Raw genomic sequence first — 23,040 nt, 5'->3', positions numbered from 1 at the left:
CCTGACTACGGAGTCTCCATGTTCGCCACGTACCTGATCGGCCTGCGCGAGGGCCTGGAAGCGACGCTCGTGGTCAGCATCCTCGTCGCCTTCCTGGTCAAGTCGCAGCGCCGGGAGCGGCTGCCGCAGGTCTGGGCCGGCGTCGGCCTGGCCGTGGCGCTCTCCGTCGGCTTCGGCTTCCTGATCCAGTACACCTCGACCTCGCTGCTGCGCACGTCCGAGTCGCGCGAGCTGTTCGAGGCGGTCACCTCGGTCGCCGCAGTGGTCTTCGTGACCTGGATGATCTTCTGGATGCGCCGGGCCGCCCGCACCATCGCGGGCGAGCTGCGCGGCAAGCTCACCGACGCGCTCGCGGTCGGCTCCCTGGCGGTCGCCGGCATGGCGTTCCTCGCGGTGATCCGGGAGGGCCTGGAGACCGCGCTCATCTTCTACGCCGCCGCGGAGAGCGTGGCCGGCGGCACCGGGCCCGGTTCGCTGCTCGCCCTGGCCGGCGGCGTCGCCACCGCGGTGGTGATCGGCTTCCTGCTCTACCGCAGCGCGGTCCGGATCAACCTGAGCCGGTTCTTCACCTGGACCGGGGCGCTGCTCATCCTGGTTGCCGCCGGCATCCTCAAGTACGGCGTGCACGACTTCCAGGAGGCGGGCGTCCTGCCCGGCCTGAACGACCTGGCCTTCGACATCTCCACCACGCTGGACCCGAACACCTGGTACGGCGCGCTGCTCGCCGGCATGTTCAACATCACCGCCGCGCCGACTGTGCTGGAACTGGTCGCGTGGGTCGCGTACGCGGTGCCGGTGCTCGTGCTCTTCCTGCGCAAGCCCGCCAAGCCGGCGAAGCCGGCCGCGCCCGCTCAGCCCGCCGAGCCGGTCCCGGCCGCCGCGCCCGCAGCCGACACGTCCGACGCGCCGGCCGACGTCGTCGCCGTTCCGTCCCCCCGCGCCTGAACCACCCGAGGAGACCCCGCACGATGCGTACCACTCGATTCGTCGCGCCCGCCGCCGCCGGGCTGCTCGCCGTCGCCGGGCTGACCGGCTGCGGGGGCGGTGACGACGCCGACGCCACGAGCGGCGGGCCGATCGCCGTCAAGGCCACCGACACCGTCTGCGAGGTCGGCGACACCGAGATCGACGCCGGTCAGGTCACGTTCAAGGTGACGAACAACGGCTCCAAGGTCAACGAGTTCTACGTCTACGCCGCCGGTGACCGGGTGATGGGCGAGGTGGAGAACATCGCCCCCGGGCTCAGCCGCGAGCTGCGCGTCGAGCTGTCCGCCGGCACGTACGAGACGGCCTGCAAGCCCGGGATGAGCGGCCGGGGCATCCGGGGCGCGCTGAAGGTCTCCGGCGCCGCCGCGACTGTCGCCCCGGACGCCGCGCTGACCCAGGCCACCGAGAGCTACCAGCGGTACGTGCGCAGCCAGACCGCCGCGCTGCTGACGAAGACCGAGGAGTTCGTGGCCGCGGTCAAGGCGAACGACGTGGCGAAGGCCAAGGCGCTGTACCCGGTGGCCCGCACCTACTGGGAGCGGATCGAGCCGGTCGCGGAGAGCTTCGGCGACCTCGACCCGAAGATCGACGGCCGCGAGGAGGTGGTCGAGGAGGGCATGGAGTTCACCGGCTTCCACCGGATCGAGAAGGACCTCTGGACCACCGGCGACGTCAGCAAGGACGGTCCGATCGCCGACCAGCTCCTGGTCGACGTCAAGGCGATCGTGGCCAAGGCGAACGCCGAGAAGCTCACCCCCCTCCAGCTCGCCAACGGCGCCAAGGCGCTGCTCGACGAGGTCGCCAGCGGCAAGATCACCGGCGAGGAGGAGCGGTACTCGCACACCGACCTCTGGGACTTCAACGCCAACCTGGAGGGCTCCAAGGCGGCCATCGCGGCGCTGCGCCCGGCCCTGGAGCAGCGCGCGCCCGACCTGGTCAAGCAGCTCGACAGCGAGTTCGCGAACGTGGAGGCCACGCTCGGGCGGCACCGGGCCGGCGACGGCTGGAAGCTGCACACCCAGCTCGGCAAGGCCGAACTGAAGGAGCTGTCGGACGCGGTCAACGCCCTGGCCGAGCCGGTCAGCAAGGTCGCGGCGGCAGTCGCGCGATGACCGGCCCGGCCGACGGCGACGCCACGAGCGAGCCGAACACGCAGCGCGCCGGCCGGGGCGTGTCCCGCCGCCGGGCGATCACCCTGGCCGGCGTCGGCGTGGCCGGAGTCGCCGGGGCAGCGGGCGGCGCGGGCGCGCTGCTCGCCGGCGGGAACGAGGCGTCCGCGACCGGATCGGCCGCCGGTTCCGTGCCGTTCCTCGGCGAACACCAGGCCGGCATCACCACCCCGGCCCAGGACCGGCTGCACTTCGTCGCGTTCGACGTGGTCACGAAGGACCGGGACCGGCTGGTCGCGATGCTCCAGGAGTGGACCGCCGCGGCGGCCCGGATGACCGCCGGGAAGGACGCCGGGGTGATCGGCGCGGTCGGCGGCATGCCCGAGGCTCCGCCGGACGACACCGGTGAGGCGCTCGGACTGCCCCCGTCGCAGCTCACCCTCACCGTGGGCTTCGGGCCGACGCTGTTCCGCGACGCGCAGGGCCGGGACCGCTTCGGCATCGCCGCCCGGCGCCCGGCCGCCCTCGCCGACCTGCCGCACTTCGCCGGGGACGCGCTGCGGCCGGAACTGTCCGGCGGGGACATCTGCGTCCAGGCGTGCGCCAACGACCCGCAGGTCGCGGTGCACGCCATCCGCAACCTCGCCCGGATCGGCATGGGCGTGGTGAGCGTCCGCTGGTCGCAGCTCGGCTTCGGGCGTACCTCGTCGACGACGCGGGACCAGGCCACGCCGCGCAACCTGTTCGGCTTCAAGGACGGCACCGCCAACCTCAAGGCCGAGGACGCCGGCCTGCTGCGCGACCAGCTCTGGGTGCAGCCCGGCGACGGTCCGGACTGGATGACCGGCGGCTCCTACCTGGTCACCCGGAAGATCCGGATGCTGATCGAGACGTGGGACCGCAGCCCGCTGGCCGAGCAGGAGATGATCGTCGGCCGGACCAAGGGCAGCGGCGCCCCGCTCGGCCGCCGGGACGAGTTCGACGAGCCGGACTTCGCCGCCAAGGGCGACGACGGCGAGCCGCTCATCGCCGACACCGCGCACGTGCGGCTGGCCCACCCGGACACGAACGGCGGGGCGCGTCTGCTGCGCCGCGGCTACAACTTCGTGGACGGCTCGGACGGGCTGGGCCGGCTCGACGCCGGGCTGTTCTTCATCGCCTACCAGCGCGACCCGCGCCGCCAGTTCGTGCCGATCCAGACCCGGCTGGCCCGCAACGACGCGATGAACGAGTACCTGCGGCACGTCTCCAGCGGCCTGTTCGCCTGCCCGCCCGGCATCCGCGACGCGGCCGACTGGTGGGGGCGCGCGCTGTTCTCCTGAGGCCCGCTCAGCGCTCCTCGGGGCCGGCTCAGCTCTCCCGGGGCCCGCTCAGCGGCGTACCGGATCGGGTGCGACCTGCGGCGCGGCGGGCCGCAGCCGGCCCGTGCCCGGCCCGGCGGCACCCGGCCCGGCGGGGCCCGGCACGACGATCCCCGGCGCGACGGCGGGCGCCGGGACCAGCTCCGGCCAGAGCGTGGCGGCCACCGCCCGGCTGCGGCCCAGCCGGTGCGCGGCCCGTCGCCCCCGCTCGGCGAGCACCGCCGACAGGTACGCCCAGTCCGGCGCGGCCCACGGCGGAGGCGGCGAGGTGACCGCCGCGACCTCCGTCCACAGCCCCCGGCCCAGCCGGAGCCGCTCCGGTTCGGCGAGCTGCGGCAACCGGTCCAGGTACTGCCGGACGGCCAGCGCCAGCCCGTCGTCGAGACGGGTCAGGTCGAGTGTGCCGGCCCAGGCCAGCAGCGGCGGCGCGGCCGGCGGCAGCGGCCGCCACAGCGCGGCGCCCCGGCTGTGCACCACGAGCGTGCCGGCGACCAGGTCGCCCAGCCGGCGACCGCGCGGGTCGGTGAGCATCACCGTGACGCTCGCCGCCCAGCTCAGCAGCGGCAGCACCAGCCCGGGCCACTCCACCGCGACGCCGACGAGCGCCCGGGTCAGCGACTGGCCCACCCCCACCGGGCCGCCGTCGGCCCGGACCACCCGCAACCCGACGGCCAGCTTGCCGACCGTCCGGCCACCGGCGAAACGTTCCATCACCACGGGGTAGCCGATCAGCACCAGCACCAGGAGCACGATCTGCAGCGCCCCGGCCAGGGCGGCGTCGAGGAAGTCCCCGAGCAGGGCGAGCGCCACCATCCCCAGCACCGCGCCGAGCACGACGACCAGGACGAGCTGGATCACCGCGTCGATCAGCAGGGCGAGCACCCGGGAGCCCAGCCGGGCCACCCGGACGTCCAGCTCCACCGCCTCGCCGCTGACCAGACCGGCGTCGGCCCATCGGGGCGGTGGGGGAGGTTGCGCGCGCACCCCGACAGTGAACACCATGGACGCCGAACGGGGGAGGGCGAGTGGATCTCGACGCGTACGTGGCCGAGCACAACGTCGAATGGCGGCGGCTGGAGTACCTGACCGGGCGGCGTCGTCTCGACGCGGCCGAGGTCGACGAGCTGGTGGCGCTCTACCAGCGCAGCGCCACGCACCTGTCCGCGTTGCGCGCCCGGGCACCCGAGCCGGCGCTGGTGAACCGGCTGTCCCACCTGGTCCTCGCAGCCCGGGCCCGGGTCACCGGCCGTCAGCGGTTCTCCTGGGCGGCGGTCGGCCGGTTCCTGGTGGCCGACCTGCCCGCCGCCCTCTACCGGGCCTGGCCGTGGTGGTGCGGCGTGGCCACCGGGTTCAGCCTGCTCACCGCGTTCCTGATCTGGTTCGTCGCCGGCAACCCGGACACCGCCGCCGCGTTCATCGGTGACGAGGCCGCCCGGGACCTCGTCGACTCCGGTTTCGCCGGCTACTACACCGAGTTCGCCGCGCCCACCTTCGCGTTCCACCTGTGGACGCACAACGCCTGGCTGGCCGCCCAGTGCCTGGCCGCCGGCGTGCTCGTGGTGCCGGTGCTCTGGCTGCTGTGGCAGAACGCGCTGAACATCGGCGTGGTCGGCGGCGTGATGGTCTCCTACGGCCGGGCCGACGTCTTCTTCGGCCTGATCACGCCGCACGGCCTGCTTGAGCTGACCGGCATCTACGTCGCCGCCGGAGTCGGACTGCGTACCGCCTGGGCCTGGATCGCCCCGCCGGCGGACCTCGGGCGCGGCCGGGCGGTCGCCGAGGCGGGACGGCTCGCCGTCGTGGTCGCGGCCGGTCTGGTCGGCCTGTTCGCGGTCTCCGCGCTGGTCGAGGCGTTCGTCACCCCGGCGCCGCTGCCGGTCGCGGTCCGCGTGGCGGCCGGCGCCGCGGTGTGGCTGGCCTTCCTCGCGTACGCGCTGGTGCTCGGCCGGCGCGCGGTCAGAGCTGGCCGAGGGACTTGAGCCGCAGGTAGGTGTCCGCGACGGCCGGCGCGAGCCGGTGCGCCGGCACGTCCACCACCGTCACCCCGTAGCGGGACAGCGCGGCGCGCACCCGGTCCCGCTCGGCCAGCGCCCGCCACGCCGACGCGGCCGTGTACGGGTCGTCCGGCCCGGCCGGGGTGGCGGTGGCGAGCCCGGTCAGCACCGGGTCGCTGCCGGCGGCCAGCACCACCCGGTGCCGGGTCGCCAGCCGGGGCAGCACCGGCAGCAGCCCTTCGCCGATCGCGCCCGCCTCCAGCGCGGTGAACAGCACCACCAGGCTGCGCTGCCGCTCCCGGCGCAGCACCTCGCCGGCGATCAGCTCGAAGTCCGTCTCGGCGAGCGCCGGCTCCAGCGGCGCCACCGCCTCGACCAGCCGGGCGAGCAGGGCCGGCCGGCCGCTGCCGGTCACCCGGGCCCGGATCTCGGTGTCCGCCGCCAGCAGGTCCACCCGGTCACCGGCGCGGGCCGCGAGCGCGGTGAGCAGCAGCGCCGCGTCGATCGCGGTGTCCAGCCGGGGCTCGTCGCCCAGCCGGACCGCCGAGGTTCGGCCGGTGTCCAGCACGCAGACCAGACGCCGGTCCCGCTCCGGGCGCCAGGTGCGGACCAGGATGTCGGCCCGGCGGGCGCTGCCCCGCCAGTCGATCGACCGGACGTCGTCGCCCACCGCGTACTCGCGCAGCGTGTCGAACTCGGTGCCGTGGCCGCGCCCCCGGGTCACCTGCACGCCGTCGATGACCCGCAGCCGGGCCAGCTTCTCCGGCAGGTGCCGGCGCGAGTCGAACCGGGGCAGCACCCGCAGCGTCCACTGGGGTGTGGCGGGCTGTCCGGCGCGCTGCCGGGCGCCCAGGCGCATCGGCCCGAACGAGCGTACGGTCAGCGCCACCGCGGGCCGGTCGCCGCGCCGGGTCGGGGTGAGCCGGACCGGCAGCGTGGCGCTGCCGCCGGGCGGCACGGTGAGCAGGCGCTGCGGCGGCACGTCCGGGCGTGCCCCGGCCGACGGCACCCAGGCGTCGCGCACCTGGGCGTACAGCGTGTGGTGGGTGGGGTTGGTCAGGTGCAGCGTGACGGTGGCGGTGCCGCCGAGCCGCACCGTACGGTCGCCGGAGCGGGTCGCGGTGAGCGCGTGCGGCGGGGCGGCCATCGCCCGGTCGAGCGCCACCAGCAGCAGCACCACGACGGTCAGCACGACCACCCCGAGGAACGGCGCCGGCCAGAACGGCAGCGTCAGCGCGCCCACGCCGAGCAGCAGACCCGCCCGCCAGGTCATCGCGGCGTCGGCACGGTGGCCAGCACCGAGTCCAGCACCGCGTCCACCGTCACGCCCTCCAGCTCCGCCTCCGGGCGCGGCCGCAGCCGGTGCCGCAGCGTGGGCCGGGCCACCGCCTTCACGTCGTCCGGCGTGACGTGGTCCCGGCCGGCCAGCCAGGACCAGGCCTTGGCGGTGTTCAGCAGCGCGGTGGCGCCCCGGGGCGACGCGCCCAGCTCCAGCGCCGGGGCGGAGCGGGTGCCCCGGCACAGGTCCACGATGTAGCCGAGCACCGGCTCGGCCACGTGCACCCGCTGCACCTCGGCCCGGGCGGCGGCCAGATCGGCCGCGCCGGCCACCGGGCGTACGCCGGCGGCACGCAGGTCGCGCGGGTCGAAGCCGGCGTGGTGCGCGCGGAGCACGCCCAGCTCCTCCTCCCGCTCCGGCAGCGGCACGGTCAGCTTGAGCAGGAAGCGGTCGAGCTGCGCCTCGGGCAGCGGGTAGGTGCCCTCGTACTCGACCGGGTTCTGGGTGGCCGCGACGATGAACGGGTCGGGCAGCGGGCGGCGCTCGCCCTCGACGGAGACCTGCCGCTCCTCCATCACCTCCAGCAGCGCCGACTGCGTCTTGGGCGGGGTGCGGTTGATCTCGTCGGCCAGGAGCAGATTGGTGAAGACCGGCCCCTCCCGGAACGTGAACGCGGCGGTGCGCTGGTCGAAGATCAACGAGCCGGTGACGTCGCCGGGCATCAGGTCGGGGGTGAACTGCACCCGCTTGGCGTCCAGGTCGAGCGCGGCGGCCAGTGTCCGCACCAGCAGCGTCTTGGCCACCCCCGGCACGCCCTCCAGCAGCACGTGCCCCCGGCAGAGCAGCGCGATCACCAGACCGGTGACCACGGCGTCCTGCCCGACGACTGCCTTGGCCACCTCGGCGCGCAGCCGGTGCAGGGCGGCGCGGGCGCCGGACGGGGCGGTGGTCGTGACAGGTCCAGTCACCGGGTGTCTCCTTCGCTCGGATGCGGGGCCAGGGTACGGGTCAGGGCGTCCAGTTCGCGGGCCAGCGCCAGCAGCTCGCGGTCCTTCTCCGGGGCGGGACCGTAGAGCAGCTCGGCCACCCGTTCCGGGTCGGCGCCGGCGCGCGTGGCGACCACGGCGGCAACCTCGTCGTCGGGCGTGTCCGGGGGCAGGTTGAGCCGGGGCAGCAGCCGGTCCAGCGCGGCGGCGCGCAGCGTCTCGGCGACAGTGCCCCGGGCGCCCGCCCGGCGGTAGAGCCGCGCCCGGCCGCGTACCGTCTCGGCGGACCGGACGGTCACCGGCAGCGGCTCCGACACCGGTGGCCCGAGGCGGCGCGCCCGCCAGAGCACGACGACCAGCCCGGCCAGGAGGAGCTGCACCAACAGTGCCCAGAACCACTGCGGGAACGCGCCCCAGAGCGGGTTCTCCCACGGCGGGTCGGCGCGATCGGGCGGGTCGGGCCGTTCCGACCGGCCGTCGCCGCCCTGGGCGGGCTCCTCGGTGAACGGTTCCGGGGACCAGCTCGGGCGGGTCGGGGCCGGAACCGGCTCGGGCAGGTCGAGCCAGACGAGCGGGCGGTTCCCGCCGAGCAGCCCGGTGGCGAGGGCCTCGTTGCCCCACTCGCCGATCCGGTCGTTGCGGAACGGGTCGCTGGCGCCGGCCAGCACCACCTCGACCCGGCCCGGGACGCGCAGCAGCGCGCCGCCGTAGCAGTGGTCGACCTCGGCCGGCCCGGCGTAGCGCTGGAGGTCGATCGCGGCCGCGCCGGCCCGGACCGCCTCGGGCAGCGGGCACGGCGTGCCGTCCGCGTCCGGCGGCACGGCCCGCGCGGCCCAGCGTCGGGTGGCCGGCTCGACCGGCGTGTCCAGTTCGGCGAGCACCCGCGCGGAGGGCTCGACCAACACCAGACGGCTGCCCGGAGGCAGGGCGATCAGGCGGTCGAGCAGGTCCGGGTGCACCAGTCCGGGCGCGGGCACGAAGACGGTGCTCGGCGCGATGCCGGCGGTCTGCAGCACCCCGTCGAACGTCGTCTCCCGGCGCACCGACACGCCCTGCGCGCGCAGCGCCTCGGCGAGCCGGCTGCCGCCGTCGTCGTCGGTGGCGACCGGGGAGAGGAAGCCGGGCTCGTCGGTGTCGGGCCGGTCGACGGCGTGCAGCACGAGCGTGGTCACGATCAGCAGCACGGCCAGCCCGAGCGGGACGAGCAGCCGGTGCCGCCGACGGCGCGGCGCCGCCGCGGTGGCCGTCTCCGCCGGCGTCACGGTGGCGGTCATCGCGGCTCCTCCCCGGTCAGCTCGCGACGCAGGTCGGCGGCGAGTTCACGCATCCGGTGGTCGTGCGCGGCGGTGGCGGGGCGCTGGGCGTACCAGAGGTCGGAGAAGATCGCCCCGGCGGTGTGCAGCGTCGGCCGCACCTGCGGCCGGGCGCGGGCCGCCGCCTCGGTCAGCTCGACCACTGTGAGCCCGGGGCGGGGCTCCACGACGTGCCGCATGACCAGGAGCCGGACCATCTCGCGCAGCCGTTCCCGGACCGCCTCGGCGTACCGGCCCTCGGCGGCGAGCCGATCGGCCAGCCCGGGCACGTCGGCCGGGACGGCGTCCGGGGTCCGGGGCGCGGGCACGCGTACCGGCGGCGGGTCGGAGCGGCGGCGGCGCGCCCGCCGGCGCAGTCGGGGCAGCCGCAGTCGGGGCAGGCGCGGCAGCCGTAGCCGGGGCAGCGTGAACCGGGGCAGCCGCCGGGGCACCCAGGCCGGGAAGAAGTACCAGGCCAGGGCGGCGAGCAGCGCGACCGCCAGCAGGATCAGCGCGACCAGCGGCAGCGGCAGCAGGTCACCGAGGGCCGCGACCGTCTCGGTCCACCACCGGCTCACCGCTGCGCCGCCAGCAGGGCCGGTTCCGGTACGCCGGCCGGCGCACGGGAGAGCCGGATGTCCAGCCCTTCGGTGCGGATCCGGGTCTCCAGGTGCAGCACCGCGTCCAGGCAGGCCAGGGCCGAGTACGCCAGCGCGTTCACCGCGGCGAAGGCGGCGACCGTCACCGGCAGCGCCCAGGCGGACACGTCGAACAGGCCCAGCATGCCGAGACCGTGGTAGACGCCGAGCCCGATGCCGAGCCGGATCAGCCACCAGCCCAGGTAGCCCAGCAGCCGGACGGCGGCGGCCCGCGCGCTCACCCGGCCCGCCAGGTGCATCGCCCGCCACGGCGCCCGGTGTCCGGGCACCCCGTCCAGCACCAGCACCGGCACCACCAGGCCGAGCAGCCCGTACGCCAGGAACCAGCCCGGCCCGGTCAGGGCGGCGAGCGCGACGACGGGGCCGATCACGACGGCGGCCAGCACCGCCACGCCGGGCCGGGAGCCGCGCAGCAGCTCGGCCGCCCCGGGACGGCGCCCCAGCAGGGCCGCGCCGGCGCCACGCGCGGCCGGGCCGCCCAGCAGCGCGATGATCGCCGCCTCGGTGCCGGCGCCGGTCGCCAGCAGCAGCCAGTACCAGGGCAGCGAGTCACCCATGTCCGCCGGCCACCACTGGGGCGGGTCGGCCTCGACCAGCAGCCGCAGCGGGTGCAGCACCGCCTGTTCGGCGAGGGCCAGCAGGAGGGCGAGCGGGACGAGCACCCGGGCGTGATCGCGCAGCAGCAGCACTGCCGCGTCGAGCAGTTCGCCGACGGTCAGCGGACGGCGCGGCAGCACCGCGGTCGGGCCGGCGTCGGGCACGCGTACTCCTGGGCAGGCAGGGCGGAGGTGGCGGGCGGCGTGTCGCCCGAGGGATCATGGTTGCACGGCGGGTCCGCATCCGGTGGACCCGTCCGCCCTGACGCGCCACGCTGGGCGGCCACGCCGCTTGCTGTGGTGCGTAGGCCCGCTCGGCGCTACCGTGCCGTGGAGACGCCGAACCCTCCAGACGAACGGGGATGGAACGATAAACCCCATGAGAGCCCGGGTACTCGTGGTCGACGACGACCCCGCCCTCGCCGAGATGCTCGGCATCGTGCTGCGCAGCGAGGGCTTCGTGCCGTCCTTCGTCGCGGACGGCGAACGGGCGTTGGCCGCCTTCCGCGACAGCCGACCCGACATCGTCCTGCTCGACCTGATGCTTCCCGGCATGAGCGGCATCGACGTGGCCCGCGCCATCCGGGGCGAGTCCGGCGTGCCGATCGTGATGCTGACCGCCAAGAGCGACACCGTGGACGTGGTGCTCGGCCTGGAGTCCGGAGCCGACGACTACGTGGTCAAGCCGTTCAAGCCCAAGGAACTGGTGGCCCGGATGCGGGCCCGGTTGCGCCGGGGCGAGGACGTGGCCCCGGAGATGCTGACGATCGGGCCGCCCGGCAACCAGATCACCATCGACGTGCCGGCCCACACGGTCAGCCGCGACGGCGACGAGGTGAAGCTGACCCCGCTGGAGTTCGACCTGCTGGTCGCGCTCGCCCGCAAGCCGCGCCAGGTCTTCACCCGCGAGGTGCTGCTGGAGCAGGTCTGGGGCTACCGCCACGCCGCCGACACCCGCCTGGTGAACGTGCACGTGCAGCGGCTGCGCGCCAAGATCGAGCCGGATCCGGAGCGACCCGAAATCATCCTGACCGTGCGGGGCGTGGGTTACAAGGCGGGTACCGGATAGCCTGGTCAGCATTGTGGTGACCACCCCGCTGCCGGACACGCCGACCCCCGAGACCCGCCGGTTCCACGCCGTGCGGGCGCTCTGGCTCGCCCTGAGCGGCCGGGTCGCGCGGCTGGTGGCCGCGGTGCACCAGGCCTGGCGGCGGTCGCTCCAGGTCCGTGTGGTCACCATCACGCTGGTGACGTCGAGTCTCCTGGTGGGCGGTTTCGCCTACCTGATCGCCGACAAGATCACCAACATCCTGTTGGAGAACGCCGAGACCGACGTGCGGCTGCGGCTGAGCAACGGCAGCGAGTACGCGGCGAAGCAGTTCAACCTCTACAGCCAGCCGCAGGAGGCGCAGCTCCAGAACACCATCGACGGCACGGTGAACTACCTGGCCGGCGGTGACCCGACGCAGACCAGCGGCGTCGTGGTGGCGATCACCGCCGACAACTTCGCCGAGTTCATCGAGCCGCGTACCACGCCCGAGGTGCCGGTGGGCGCGGTGATCGGCGACGAGCTGCGGGCCACCGTGGCCTCCGGCAAGGTCGCCCACCAGATCCGCACCGGCTCGCTCGGCGGCGAGCGCACCAAATACCTCGTCTACGGCTCCCCGGTGCCCACCAAGTTCGGGCAGGTCGAGCTCTACTACCTCGTACCCCTGGCCCGGCAGGACGCGACGGCGGCCGACGCCCGGGCCACGGTGGTCGCCACCGGCGTTGCGCTCGTGCTCCTGCTCGGCCTGCTGGCCGCCCTGGTCACCCGCCTGGTGGTGACCCCGGTACGGGTGGCCGCGCGCACCGCGCAGCGGCTTTCCGCCGGCCTGCTCGACCAGCGCATGGTGGTCTCCGGCGAGGACGACCTCGCCCTGCTGGCCGCCTCGTTCAACCAGATGGCGACGAACCTGCAACGGCAGATCCTCCGCCTGGAGGAGATGTCCCGCCTGCAACGCCGGTTCACCTCCGACGTCTCGCACGAGCTGCGCACGCCGCTGACCACGGTCCGGATGGCCGCCGACCTGATCTTCGCCGAGCGGGACGAGTTCGACCCGGCGGTGGCCCGCAGCGCCGAGCTGCTCCAGGCCGAGCTGGACCGGTTCGAGGAGCTGCTCACCGACCTGCTGGAGATCAGCCGGTTCGACGCCGGTTTCGCGGTGCTGGACAGCGAGCCGACCGACCTGGTGCCCGTGGTGCACCGCGTGACCGAGCGGCTGGCCGGGCTGGCCGAGCGGGTCGGCGTCACGATCGAGCTGGACCTGCCGGACACTCCGGTGATCGCCGAGGTCGACCCCCGCCGAGTGGAGCGGGTGCTGCGCAACCTGGTCGGCAACGCGGTCGAGCACGGCGAGGCGAAGCCGGTACGGATCACCCTGGGCCAGGACCGCAGCGCGGTGGCGATCACCGTGCGCGACCACGGCGTCGGCCTCAAGCCGGGGGAGGAGAAGCTGGTGTTCAACCGCTTCTGGCGGGCCGACCCGTCGCGTGCCCGGCAGACCGGCGGCACCGGGCTCGGCCTGTCGATCAGCCTGGAGGACGCCCGCCTGCACGGCGGCTGGCTGGAGGCGTGGGGCGCGCCCGGCCAGGGCGCCCAGTTCCGGCTCACGCTGCCGGCCCGGGCCGGGGACCGGCTCACCACGTCGCCGCTGCGGCTGGTGCCGGCCGACGCCACGGTGCCGTTCGGTGGTCCCCGCGACGGCGGCCTGCTCGCCATCGGCCCGGGCGCCGGCGCCGGGGCGCTGAGCGTGGAGCCCGCCGCCGAGGGCGACCGGGCGGAGGTCCGGCCGTGAGCCGCCGCGCTCTGGCCCTGCTGCTGGCCGCCGCCCTGCTGCCGGCCGCGCTGACCGGCTGCGGCATCCCGAGTGAGACCGACGTCCAGATCGACGGGTCGGTGCCGGCCGCGCAGGGCGGGGCCCTGAACGGCAGCGCGGCCCGGCCGCCCGAGCCGGCCGACAGCAGCGAGCCGGTGCCGTTCATCGAGAACTACCTGCGGGCCGCGGCGGCCGGGGAACGCGACCAGGCGTACGCCCGGGCCCGCAAGTTCCTCGCCGAGGAGTCCCGCGACCTGCTCCCGGGCAAGCCGCAGACCAGCGAGGTCGAGCTGACTGTGGTGCGGCTGCGGGAGAAGCCGGAGAGCACGCCGCCGAACAACCAGGGCACCAGCACCGTGACGCTGAAGGTGCAGCAGGTCGGCGTGCTGCGGGCCGACGGCACGCTCGGCCCGCCGGTGGCCAGCGACACGCAGTACGTCTTCGAGCTGCGCCGGGCCGAGCCGGCCGGGACCGGACTGCTGATCACCGAGGCGCCGAACGTGCTGCTGACGAGCGACTCGGCGATGCGTGAGTACTACCGTCCCCGCACCGTCTACTTCTGGAACTCGGACCAGACCCGGCTGGTGCCGGACCAGCGCTATCTGCTCTCCTCGGCGCCGACCGAGCGGTCGATCACCGAGGTGATGAGGTGGCTGGCGGACCGCCCCTCGGACTGGCTGGCCGCCGGCGTGACCGGACTGCCCGAGGGCACCCAGTTGATCAACAACGCGACCGGGACGGACGGGCACTGGGAGATCAACCTGAACATGCCGGGGGCCAACGAGCAGCGGCTGAACCGGCTCGGCACCCAGTTGGCGTGGTCCCTGTCGGACCTGGACGGCATGGTCGACCTCAAGATCCAGAATCAGAAGCGGCTGACCGTCGACCTCCGGCGGGAGCGCGTCTCGGTCGTCGCGTACCCGCGCGGGGCGAACCCGATGCGGCTGGGCGTCTACGACGGGGCCGTGCGCCCGCTGGCGTTCGGCAACGAGCCGCGGGCCGCCGTGCCGCTGCCGGCGGAGGAGAACCGCAACGTGGTCTCCGCCGCGCTCGCCCGAGCCGACGACCAGGTGCTGGCCGCGCTCGTCGTGAACGGCGCCGACAACCGCAAGCGGCTCAAGGTCGGCTCCGGCGGGGACCCGCTGGCCACGCTCACGGCGAACGACCGTACGTTCCGCGCGATGAGCCGCCCCACCTGGCTGCGGTCGCTGAACAAGGCCCGGCCGGGTGGCCTGGTGGCGGCCGACGGCCGGCTCTACCGGTTCGACGGGGTGGGCGGGATGAGTGAGATCCCGCTGTCCGTCCCCGGCCCGGTCACCGCCGTCTCCGGCTCCCTCGAAGGCCACCGGATCGCCCTGGTCAGCGGCGGCGCGCTCTACGTCGCCGCGGTGAGCGTCGACGGCGGCGTGGTCCGCCTGGGCCAGCCCCGCCGGGTGACCACCCTGCTCACCGGCGTGACGGTGGTGGACTGGGTGGCGGAGAACGAACTGGCGCTGGCCGGCAACGAGCCGGACCGGCGCTCGGCGATCCACCAGCTCAGCGTCGACGGCGTGTGGGAGACCCCGCTGGCGGTGGAGATCGGCGCCCCGGTCACCCAGCTCGCCGGCTACCCGGGCGGCAGCGACCGCGGCCTGGCCGCGTTCTCGTTCATGTTCGAGACGGACGGGGCGGCTTGGCGGAACAACCCGTTCGACTTCGTCAAGCGGGAGCAGGTGCTCGACGTCCCGGCGGGCAGCCGGGCGACCAACCCGACCGCCCCGTTCTTCCTCTACTGAGCCGCCCGTGCGTGACCTGGGCGGGCTCTGGTCGGACCTGACCGACCTGGTGCTGCCCGCCGGGTGCGCGGGCTGCGGCACCGGATCGGCGCGGCTGCGGCAGGGCTTCTGCCCCGGCTGCGTACGCGAACTGGAGTCGCTGCGTCCCGCGCCGGCCCGGCCCGATCCGGCCCCACCCGGCCTGCCGCCCTGCGTCGCGCTCGGCCCGTACGGCGGGGCGCTGCGCGAGGCGCTGCTCGCGTACAAGGAACGGGGCCGGCACGGGCTGGCCCGGCCGCTGGGCGCGCTGCTGGCGGAGGTGGTCGCCGAGGCGGTGGGGCCGCCCGGCCCGGTGACCCTGGTGGCGGTGCCGGACACCGCCCGCGCCGCCCGGGCCCGCTACGGCGACCACCTGGACCGGCTGGTCCGCCCGGCGGCGACCCGGCTGCGCGCGGCCGGCTGGCCGGTACGCGTGCTGCGACCGCTGCGGGCGCTGCCCCGGCCCGACTCGGTGACGCTCGACAGCGCCGGACGGGCCACCGCCGCCGAGGCCGCGTTCCGGCTGCGCCGCCCGCCTGCCGGGCACCGGCCAGCCGGGTCTGTGGTGCTGCTCGACGACATCGTCACCACCGGCGCGACGCTGGCGGCGGTGAGCCGGATATTGCACCGCGCGGGAATGACGCCAAAGGCCGTGGCGGTGCTCGCCGCAACGCAAAAGCGGCACCTTCGGTGACGCTTCGTGTATCCGTTTCACCCCATGGTGTATGAGGTGTTAAATTCCGCAACCCCTTTCGGCAACCAGGGGTGACGGTTGGCGGTACACGAGTTAGCGTTTCGGTGTCGGGGGTAGAGAGGATGCCAACCTTCCCCCGGCGCTGGAAGGAGGCGTAGCCGAACACCACCGGTCGACGCCGAGCGGGGCCCTCCCGGGCGGGTCGACCGGATTCTCCGGACCGAACGACCGTCCGAACAAGGGAGGTCACGTGGACATCGTGGTCAAGGGCCGTAACGTCGAAGTGCCGGACCATTACCGGGTGCACGTAGCCGAGAAGCTCGCGAAGATCGAACGCTACGACCAGAAGCTCATTCGCGTGGACGTCGAGTTGTTCCACGAGCGCAATCCACGCCAGGCGGACCACTGCCAGCGTGTGGAGATCACCTGCGTCACGCGCGGCCCGGTGATCCGGGCCGAGGCATGCACGAGCGACTTCTACAGCGCGCTCGACGCCGCAATCGCCAAGTTGGACACCCGCTTCCGCCGCGCGGCGGACCGCCGCCGGGTGCACCGGGGTCGGCACGCGCCGATCTCAGTGGCCGCCGCGACCGCCGGACTGCCGGTGGCCGACCTCGACGGGCCCGGCCTGGCGGCGCGCGACGGCCACGGCGCCGCCACCGCTGTCGCCGAACGTCCCGACGAGGACGGTTACGTCGAACCCGACGACCAGCCGTGGCACATCGCCCGGGCGAAGGTCCACCCCGCCGACCCGATGACCGTCGACGACGCGCTGTTCCAGATGGAACTCGTCGGCCACGACTTCTACCTGTTCCAGGACAAGGAGTCCGGCCGCCCGAGCGTGGTCTACCGGCGGCACGCGTACGACTACGGGATCATCCAGCTCGACACGTGACCCCTTGACCGGTGAGACGGGCCCCCACGCGTGCGTGAGGGCCCGTCTCAGTCCTCGTCGGTGGCGAGCCGGCCGTAGACCACCGAGTCGACCCGGGCGCCGTCCGGGCCGGGCAGCCGACCGCGCAGCAGCCCTTCCCGCCGGAAGCCGGCCCGTTCCAGCACGCGTTGCGAGGCGACGTTGTCCGGCCGGGTGCCGGCCCAGAGCCGGGCCACCCCGATGCCGAACGCCCACCCGGCGACCAGCCGGACCGTACGGGCGGCCAGCCCGCGCCCGCGCGCCTCGGGCAGCAGGCTGTAGCCGACCATGGCCTGGCCGGTGCCCGGCTCGTCGTAGAACAGCGCGCAGCCGCCGACGACAGCGCCGGTGGCCGCGTCGAGGATCGCCAGGTCGGCGGCCTCACCGGCCAGCCAGCGGCTCGCCGCCAGCTGGCAGCGCCGCGCCAGCGCCGCCCGCTCCGGCGTCACCGGCGGCACCCGGTTCGCCACCACCTCCGGCAGCGAGTGCAGGCGGAACAGCACGTCGGTGTCCGCCGGCTCCACCGGGCGCAGCGTCACGACGCCGTCGGTGAGCCGGCCGCCGGGCAGGTCCGGCAGCAGGCGGGGGACCGGCCCCGACGGGTCGCCGGCCAGCCGCACCCAGGCGATCAGATCCTCGCGTACGGCGCCCGCGCTCGCCGCCCGGCGCACCCCCTCGTGCCGGTAGCCGCAGGCGAGCGCGATCCGCTGGCTCGGCACGTTCTCCGTGCGGGTGAGCAGTTCCAGCCGGGCCGCCCCGGCGGCGAACGCCCGCTCGGTCAGCAGCCGGGTGGCGGCTGTGGCCACGCCCCGGCCGCGCGCCGAGGGACCCACCCAGTAGCCGATCTCGTAGCTCGCCCGCTCCGCGCTGAGCCGGCTCAGACCGATGCTGCCGAGCAGCCGGTCGGTGGCCGGGTCGGCGATCGTGTACGCGGCCCCGCCCGCCGCCCACGCCGCAGGCGAGCCCTCGGTGATCCACCAGCGGGCGGCGTCTTCGTCGTAGGGATCGGGCAGCAGGGGCATGAACCGGCGGATCTCCGGGTCGTTGCATCCGGCCACCATGTCCGGCACGTCCGCGAGCCGGCACGGCCGCAGCCGGACGCCGTACCCCTCGATCGTCTCCGGGGTCACACCAGGTCCTCCGGCAGCAGCGCGCCGATCCACGCGTCCTGGCGCTCGCCGCGGTGCTGGACGCCGCCGCGCAGCGTGCCCTCGACGGTGAAGCCGGCCTTCTCGGCGGCCCGCCGCGACGCGGTGTTGCCCACGTTGGCCCGCCACTCGATCCGGGCCAGGCCGAGCGTGGTGAAACCCCAGGCGCAGAGCGCGGTGAGCGCAGCAGGCAGGTAACCCCGGCCGCGGGCGTGCGGCGCGGTCATGTAGCCCACGTCGGCCACCAGCGGGTCGTTGGGCAGGATGCGCAGGTCGATCGAGGCGACGTAGCTGTCGTCCGGGTCGGCCACGGCGAACGTCGCGGCTGTGCCCCGGGCCCAGGCCGGGCGGACCAGGTCGCGCAGGAAGCCCTCGGCGTGCTCCGGCCGGTACGGGTGCGGCACCGTGGTCCAGCGCACCGTCTGCTCGTCCTGGCAGGTGCGGGTCACCTCGGGCAGGTCGCGCTCCTCCAGCGCGCGCAGCCGCAGCTCGGCGCCGGCGGCGGTGGCGAACAGGACCGGCTGCGGGCGGCCGAAGACCGCCGCGCGGCGGGCCTGGAGCGTGTCCGGGCCGTAGGGCACCGGGTCGCCGGGCGCGGCCAGGTCGGCCGGGAACAGGGAGCCGATCCAGCCCTCCGGACGGCCGCCCTCGGCGGGGTGGGCCAGCCGCAGCTCGCCCTCGATCCGGAAACCGGCGCGCAGCGCGACGAGCCGGGAGGCGTGGTTGCCGATCTCGGCCTGCCAGGTGAGCCGGCGCAGCTTGAGCGCGTCGAACGCCCAGCGGGCGAGCGCGCGGGTGGCGCGGACCGCGACGCCCCGGCCGCGGGCCCACGGGGCGGTCCAGTAGCCGACCTCGGCCGAGTCCAGCTCGCGGTCCACGGAGACCAGGCCGCACGAGGCGAGCAGCTCACCGGTGCCGGCGTCGCAGACCGCGAACGGGGCGCCGGTGCCCTCGGCCCAGGCGGTCGCGCTGAACGTGGTCACGAACTCGGCGGCGTGCCCGGGCAGGTACGGGCGAGGTACGGTGGTCCAGCGCTGGATGTCCGGATCCTGGCAGGCACGGTGCACCGCGTCCGCGTCCTCCGCCCGCCAGGGGCGCAGCAACAGGCCGTCCTCGATGATCTCCACAGGCTCCATCCGAGCCATCGTGCCGGATCGTTCGCGCACGGCGTAACCCGATTAGCGGCCGGTGGCGCACGGTCGCGGCGTTATGTCGGGTTCCGGAGCCCGGACCGCCGCCACCAGTGACCATCGTCGCCTCCGAGCGCCTACGATGGTTCGAGACCGTCTAGGGGAGCGTTGATCCGTGTCGATTCTGGAAAAGTTCCTTCGCGCCGGCGAGGGCCGCATGGTGCGTCGGCTGAAGGCCATCGCTGCCGCCGTCAACTCGATCGAGGACGACTACGTCAACCTCAGCGACGACGAGCTGCGCGACATGACCGACCAGTTCAAGGAGCGGCTCGAGGATGGCGCGACCCTCGACGACCTGCTGCCCGAGGCGTTCGCGGTGTGCCGCGAGGCCGCCTCGCGGGTGCTCGGCCAGCGCCCGTACGACGTCCAGGTGATGGGTGGCGCGGCGCTGCACTTCGGCAACATCGCCGAGATGAAGACCGGTGAGGGCAAGACGCTCACCTCGGTCATGCCGGTCTACCTGAACGCGCTCGCCGGCAAGGGCGTGCACGTGATCACGGTGAACGACTACCTGGCCGAGCGCGACGCCGCCTGGATGGGCCGGGTGCACGAGTTCCTCGGCCTGAGCGTCGGCGTGGTGCTGCCCAACCGGCCCGCCACCGAGCACCGCGCGGCCTACGAGTGCGACATCACCTACGGCACGAACAACGAGTTCGGCTTCGACTACCTGCGCGACAACATGGCCTGGTCGAAGGACGAGCTGGTCCAGCGCGGCCACTTCTTCGCCGTGGTCGACGAGGTCGACTCGATCCTGATCGACGAGGCGCGTACCCCGCTGATCATCTCCGGACCGGCCGAGCACTCCGCCCGGTGGTACCAGGAGTTCGCCACGGTGGTGGCCCGGCTCCAGCCCGGCACCGACGGCGAGGGCGACTACGAGGTCGACTACGCCAAGCGCACCATCGCGATCACCGAGCGCGGCGTGGCCAAGGTGGAGGACCGCCTCGGCATCGACAACCTCTACGAGTCGGTGAACACCCCGCTCGTCGGCTACCTGAACAACGCGATCAAGGCCAAGGAGCTCTACAAGCGCGACAAGGACTACATCGTCAACGACGGTGAGGTCCTGATCGTCGACGAGTTCACCGGCCGCATTCTGCACGGCCGCCGCTACAACGAGGGCATGCACCAGGCGATCGAGGCCAAGGAGGGGGTGGAGATCAAGCAGGAGAACCAGACCCTGGCCACCATCACCCTCCAGAACTACTTCCGCCTCTACGAGAAGCTCTCCGGCATGACCGGTACCGCCCAGACCGAGGCGGGCGAGTTCAACAAGGTCTACAAGGTCGGCGTCGTGACCATCCCGACGCACCGGCCGATGGTCCGGCTCGACCGGCCCGACGTCATCTACAAGACCGAGAAGGCCAAGTTCAACGCCGTCGTCGAGGACATCGCCGAGCGGCACGAGCAGGGCCAGCCGGTGCTGGTCGGCACCGTCTCGGTGGAGAACTCCGAGATCCTGTCGCACATGCTGCGCCGCCGCGGCATCCCGCACTCGGTGCTGAACGCGAAGTTCCACGCCAAGGAGGCGGAGATCGTCGCGCAGGCCGGGCGCAGGGGCGCGGTCACCGTCGCGACCAACATGGCCGGCCGCGGCACTGACATCCTGCTCGGCGGCAACCCCGAGTTCCTCGCCGCGAACGAGCTCCGCCAGCGTGGGCTCGACCCGGTCGAGCAGCCGGAGGAGTACGCCAAGGCGATGGAGGAGATCCTCCCGACCTGGAAGCAGGCGTGCGACACCGAGGCGGAGGAGGTCGCCGCCGTCGGCGGCCTGTACGTGCTGGGCACCGAGCGGCACGAGTCCCGCCGGATCGACAACCAGCTGCGCGGTCGCGCCGGCCGGCAGGGTGACCCGGGCGAGTCCCGCTTCTACCTGTCGCTGCAGGACGAGCTGATGAAGCGCTTCCGGGCCGGCGCGGTCGAGGCGGTGATGGACCGCTTCAACATCCCGGAGGACGTGCCCATCGAGTCGAAGATGGTCACCCGCCAGATCAGGAGCGCCCAGGCCCAGATCGAGGGCCAGAACGCCGAGATCCGCAAGAACGTCCTCAAGTACGACGAGGTGCTGAACAAGCAGCGCCAGGTGATCTACGCCGAGCGCCTCCGGGTGCTCAACGGCGAGGACCTGTCCGACCAGGTCCGCAACATGATCGACGACGTGGTGACCGCGTACGTGGTCGGCGCGACGAGCGACGGCTACGCCGAGGACTGGGATCTCGACCAGCTGTGGTCGAGCCTGAAGCAGCTGTACCCGGTCGGCGTCACCGTCGAGGAGTTGGAGGAGGAGGTCGGCTCCCGCTCGGGCATCGACCAGGACTTCCTGCTCGCCCGCCTCAAGGAGGACGCGCACGCCGCGTACGACCGGCGCGAGGAGAGCCTCGGCGAGGAGGCGGTGCGCCAGCTCGAGCGGATGGTCCTGCTCCAGGTGATCGACCGCAAGTGGCGCGAGCACCTCTACGAGATGGACTACCTCCAGGAGGGCATCAGCCTGCGGGCGTACGCCCAGCGCGACCCGGTCATCGAGTACCAGCGCGAGGGCTTCGACATGTTCGCCTCCATGATGGACGGCATCAAGGAGGAGACGGTCGGCTTCCTCTACAACCTGGACGTGCAGGTCGAGGAGGCCGAGCCGGAGGCCGAGCAGGTGGAGCTGCTGGAGAAGCCGGTGGAGATCCGGGCCAAGGGTCTCAACCGCGCGCCGCAGCAGCAGGGCCTGCAGTACTCCGCCCCCGCTGTGGACGGCGAGGCCGGTCGCGGTGTCCCGGTGATCGAGCGGCCGGAGCAGCAGGCGCCGGCGCTCGGCATCGGCCAGCAGTCGGAGCGCCCTGCCGCCTCCACGCCGCGTCGCGCGCCGGCCGGGGCGAGCGGCCAGGCGGTCGCGGCGAGCACCGCCCGGCGGGCCGCCCCGGGCCAGGTCGACGGCGGCGAGGGCCCGTCCCGTAACGCGCCCTGCCCGTGCGGCTCGGGCCGCAAGTACAAGCGCTGCCACGGCTCGCCCAACGGCGGCAACTGACCCCGAACGCCCCGACGGGCCCCGGCCTCCCGGCCGGGGCCCGTCGCCGTCCCCGTCCCTGGTCTCCCACCCTGCCCCCGCCCCGCGCCTTCTCCCGCGATCTTGCAGTTGTGGCCCGCCTCTGGTCCGTTTTGTGTCGCTATCGAGGGTCCGCAAGTGCAAGATCGGCGCAGCGGTGGCGTTGGTGCGTCGAGTGCGGGGGTAGGGGTTTTGGGGTTAGAGGACGTCCAGGACCAGGCACAGCCAGGTGCCGCGGCGGCGTTCCAGGCGCAGCGCGACGGCCCAGCTCGCGCCCGCGGCGCCGACGAACACCGCGGTCGCCTCGACCGCGCCCGCGCGGGGCTCGCAGACCCGCAGCCGCCGCAGGAGCAGGGCCGGCCGGGCGGTACGGCGGCGGACCGGAGTCACCCGGCGGGCCGCGCGGGTCAGCTCGGCCGTCACCGGCCCGACGGCCTCGGGCAGGCAGAGCGGCCGGAGCTGACCGGGCGGCCGGAAGCCGTTGACGATCTCCAGGAAGGTGCGGACGAACCGGTGCGCTGCCCGCGCCCCTTCCGGCGTGGCGGAGGCGAGCGCCGAGGTGGGAGTGCCGGTGTCGAACGTCAGGTCGCCGTATCCGGGTGTGCGACCGCCGGGTCCGGGCGTGGCGCGCGTGGGGCCGCCGGGTCCCGGCCCAGGGCCGCCCGGTCCGTGCATTGCGCCGCCGGGTCCGGGCGTGGGGCCGCCCGGTTCCGGTGTGGCATCGCTGAGTCCGGGCTTGGTGCCGCCGGGTCCGGGCGTTGCGCCGCCGGGTCCGGGCGTTGCGCCGCCGGGTCCGGGCGTTGCGCCGCCGGGCCCGGGCGTGGGGCTGCCGGGTTCGGGCGTGCTGGAGGTGGGTGTCGGGGCGGCCGGGCCACCCGAGGGCGGCGCGAGGGTCGGCAGCCGGTCGAGTGAGCTGGACCAGCGCGGCCAGGCCGGAGCCGGATCCGGGGCGCGTCCGGCCGGGCGTGCGGCTGGGCGCGCGGGGTCACGGCGGCGCGGGTCGGCGAGGTCGAGCGCGAGCTGGCCGAGCGAACTCCAGACCGGGTCCTCGTCGATGCACGGCGGGTCGAGCGGCGGGGCGGGCCGGAGACGGACCGGCGGGCGGGGTGCGCGGGGACGGCGGGTGTCGACCATCTCAGTTCCTTGCGTT

At 74.4% G+C, this 23,040-nt stretch carries 19 protein-coding genes; 10 read left to right on the top strand and 9 right to left on the bottom strand.

The window, feature by feature from the left end:
• Positions 1 to 18 precede the first annotated feature (18 nt).
• Genes efeU through efeB form a run of 3 tightly spaced genes read left to right on the top strand, consistent with a single transcriptional unit; the run spans position 19 to position 3,418 of the window.
• Positions 19 to 945 (top strand): iron uptake transporter permease EfeU, encoded by a 927-nt coding sequence (gene efeU / locus ACSDG8_RS12330; protein WP_210896534.1) that lies wholly within the window; start codon positions 19 to 21, stop codon positions 943 to 945.
• A gap of 23 nt (positions 946 to 968) precedes the next feature.
• Positions 969 to 2,099, top strand: a complete 1,131-nt coding sequence (efeO, locus tag ACSDG8_RS12325; RefSeq protein WP_210896532.1) for an iron uptake system protein EfeO — start codon at positions 969 to 971, stop codon at positions 2,097 to 2,099.
• On the top strand, positions 2,096 to 3,418 hold the full coding sequence (gene efeB / locus ACSDG8_RS12320; protein WP_210896530.1) for an iron uptake transporter deferrochelatase/peroxidase subunit: 1,323 nt from the start codon (positions 2,096 to 2,098) through the stop codon (positions 3,416 to 3,418). Before efeO ends, efeB begins: the two co-directional genes overlap by 4 nt.
• Before the next feature lie 48 nt (positions 3,419 to 3,466).
• Here the strand turns inward: efeB and ACSDG8_RS12315 are convergent, their stop codons facing one another.
• On the bottom strand, positions 3,467 to 4,441 hold the full coding sequence (locus tag ACSDG8_RS12315) for an RDD family protein (RefSeq protein ID WP_307856179.1): 975 nt from the start codon (positions 4,439 to 4,441) through the stop codon (positions 3,467 to 3,469).
• Positions 4,442 to 4,482: 41 nt separating this feature from the next.
• On the opposite strand from ACSDG8_RS12315, the gene ACSDG8_RS12310 reads away from it, so the two are divergent.
• Positions 4,483 to 5,436, top strand: a complete 954-nt coding sequence (locus ACSDG8_RS12310; RefSeq protein ID WP_210896527.1) for a stage II sporulation protein M — start codon at positions 4,483 to 4,485, stop codon at positions 5,434 to 5,436.
• Here ACSDG8_RS12310 and ACSDG8_RS12305 read toward each other — a convergent pair.
• Genes ACSDG8_RS12305 through ACSDG8_RS12285 form a run of 5 tightly spaced genes read right to left on the bottom strand, consistent with a single transcriptional unit; the run spans position 5,414 to position 10,428 of the window.
• A complete protein-coding gene (locus ACSDG8_RS12305) occupies positions 5,414 to 6,724 on the bottom strand; it encodes a DUF58 domain-containing protein (protein ID WP_439427887.1) in 1,311 nt (436 codons plus the stop codon). The two genes, ACSDG8_RS12310 and ACSDG8_RS12305, sit on opposite strands and share 23 nt — an antisense overlap.
• A complete protein-coding gene (locus tag ACSDG8_RS12300) occupies positions 6,721 to 7,698 on the bottom strand; it encodes an AAA family ATPase (protein WP_030501401.1) in 978 nt (325 codons plus the stop codon). The genes ACSDG8_RS12305 and ACSDG8_RS12300 overlap by 4 nt, the downstream gene beginning before the upstream one ends.
• Entirely contained in the window at positions 7,695 to 8,990 is a 1,296-nt protein-coding gene (locus tag ACSDG8_RS12295) for a DUF4350 domain-containing protein (RefSeq protein ID WP_210896523.1), read from the bottom strand. Before ACSDG8_RS12295 ends, ACSDG8_RS12300 begins: the two co-directional genes overlap by 4 nt.
• Entirely contained in the window at positions 8,987 to 9,586 is a 600-nt protein-coding gene (locus tag ACSDG8_RS12290; RefSeq protein WP_210896521.1) for a DUF4129 domain-containing protein, read from the bottom strand. The genes ACSDG8_RS12295 and ACSDG8_RS12290 overlap by 4 nt, the downstream gene beginning before the upstream one ends.
• Positions 9,583 to 10,428, bottom strand: a complete 846-nt coding sequence (locus ACSDG8_RS12285; protein WP_210896519.1) for a hypothetical protein — start codon at positions 10,426 to 10,428, stop codon at positions 9,583 to 9,585. The genes ACSDG8_RS12290 and ACSDG8_RS12285 overlap by 4 nt, the downstream gene beginning before the upstream one ends.
• Positions 10,429 to 10,642: 214 nt before the next feature.
• Between ACSDG8_RS12285 and mtrA the strand changes: the two genes are divergently transcribed.
• From mtrA to hpf, 5 genes are all read left to right on the top strand, one after another.
• Complete coding sequence (gene mtrA / locus ACSDG8_RS12280; RefSeq protein ID WP_210896517.1) at positions 10,643 to 11,332, top strand: MtrAB system response regulator MtrA; 690 nt, start codon at positions 10,643 to 10,645, stop codon at positions 11,330 to 11,332.
• A gap of 70 nt (positions 11,333 to 11,402) precedes the next feature.
• Positions 11,403 to 13,100: an MtrAB system histidine kinase MtrB gene (gene mtrB, locus ACSDG8_RS12275; protein ID WP_439428044.1), complete on the top strand. Its 1,698-nt coding sequence runs from the start codon at positions 11,403 to 11,405 to the stop codon at positions 13,098 to 13,100.
• On the top strand, positions 13,097 to 14,896 hold the full coding sequence (locus ACSDG8_RS12270) for an LpqB family beta-propeller domain-containing protein (RefSeq protein ID WP_439427886.1): 1,800 nt from the start codon (positions 13,097 to 13,099) through the stop codon (positions 14,894 to 14,896). Before mtrB ends, ACSDG8_RS12270 begins: the two co-directional genes overlap by 4 nt.
• A 7-nt stretch (positions 14,897 to 14,903) precedes the next feature.
• Positions 14,904 to 15,608, top strand: coding sequence for a ComF family protein (locus ACSDG8_RS12265; protein WP_210896513.1), 705 nt, complete (start codon positions 14,904 to 14,906; stop codon positions 15,606 to 15,608).
• Between the two features lie 250 nt (positions 15,609 to 15,858).
• Positions 15,859 to 16,503: a ribosome hibernation-promoting factor, HPF/YfiA family gene (hpf, locus tag ACSDG8_RS12260; protein ID WP_166457271.1), complete on the top strand. Its 645-nt coding sequence runs from the start codon at positions 15,859 to 15,861 to the stop codon at positions 16,501 to 16,503.
• 47 nt (positions 16,504 to 16,550) lie between these two features.
• On the opposite strand, the gene ACSDG8_RS12255 is transcribed toward hpf, so the two are convergent.
• Entirely contained in the window at positions 16,551 to 17,651 is a 1,101-nt protein-coding gene (locus ACSDG8_RS12255) for a GNAT family N-acetyltransferase (protein WP_210896511.1), read from the bottom strand.
• A complete protein-coding gene (locus ACSDG8_RS12250) occupies positions 17,648 to 18,805 on the bottom strand; it encodes a GNAT family N-acetyltransferase (protein ID WP_210896509.1) in 1,158 nt (385 codons plus the stop codon). Before ACSDG8_RS12250 ends, ACSDG8_RS12255 begins: the two co-directional genes overlap by 4 nt.
• A gap of 169 nt (positions 18,806 to 18,974) precedes the next feature.
• Here ACSDG8_RS12250 and secA point away from each other — a divergent pair, with 169 nt between their 5' ends.
• On the top strand, positions 18,975 to 21,872 hold the full coding sequence (gene secA / locus ACSDG8_RS12245; RefSeq protein WP_210896507.1) for a preprotein translocase subunit SecA: 2,898 nt from the start codon (positions 18,975 to 18,977) through the stop codon (positions 21,870 to 21,872).
• Between the two features lie 216 nt (positions 21,873 to 22,088).
• On the opposite strand, the gene ACSDG8_RS12240 is transcribed toward secA, so the two are convergent.
• A complete protein-coding gene (locus tag ACSDG8_RS12240; RefSeq protein WP_439427885.1) occupies positions 22,089 to 23,024 on the bottom strand; it encodes an Rv3235 family protein in 936 nt (311 codons plus the stop codon).
• Positions 23,025 to 23,040: the final 16 nt, after the last annotated feature.

The organism is Micromonospora sp. LA-10 (assembly GCF_051853095.1).
Lineage (GTDB): Bacteria > Actinomycetota > Actinomycetes > Mycobacteriales > Micromonosporaceae > Micromonospora > Micromonospora echinospora_A.
Note: the sequence above shows the minus strand (reverse complement) of the source record. Positions and strands in the feature narration are given on the sequence as shown.

Excerpts from the sequence above, each read along its gene's own strand:
- ACSDG8_RS12240 (WP_439427885.1), bottom strand. The coding sequence starts at position 23,024 with ATGGTCGACACCCGCCGTCCCCGCGCACCCCGCCCGCCGGTCCGTCTC.
- ACSDG8_RS12305 (WP_439427887.1), bottom strand. The coding sequence starts at position 6,724 with ATGACCTGGCGGGCGGGTCTGCTGCTCGGCGTGGGCGCGCTGACGCTG.
- efeU (WP_210896534.1), top strand. The coding sequence starts at position 19 with ATGTTCGCCACGTACCTGATCGGCCTGCGCGAGGGCCTGGAAGCGACG.
- mtrA (WP_210896517.1), top strand. The coding sequence starts at position 10,643 with ATGAGAGCCCGGGTACTCGTGGTCGACGACGACCCCGCCCTCGCCGAG.
- ACSDG8_RS12295 (WP_210896523.1), bottom strand. The coding sequence starts at position 8,990 with ATGACCGCCACCGTGACGCCGGCGGAGACGGCCACCGCGGCGGCGCCG.
- ACSDG8_RS12250 (WP_210896509.1), bottom strand. The coding sequence starts at position 18,805 with ATGGAGCCTGTGGAGATCATCGAGGACGGCCTGTTGCTGCGCCCCTGG.
- efeO (WP_210896532.1), top strand. The coding sequence starts at position 969 with ATGCGTACCACTCGATTCGTCGCGCCCGCCGCCGCCGGGCTGCTCGCC.
- efeB (WP_210896530.1), top strand. The coding sequence starts at position 2,096 with ATGACCGGCCCGGCCGACGGCGACGCCACGAGCGAGCCGAACACGCAG.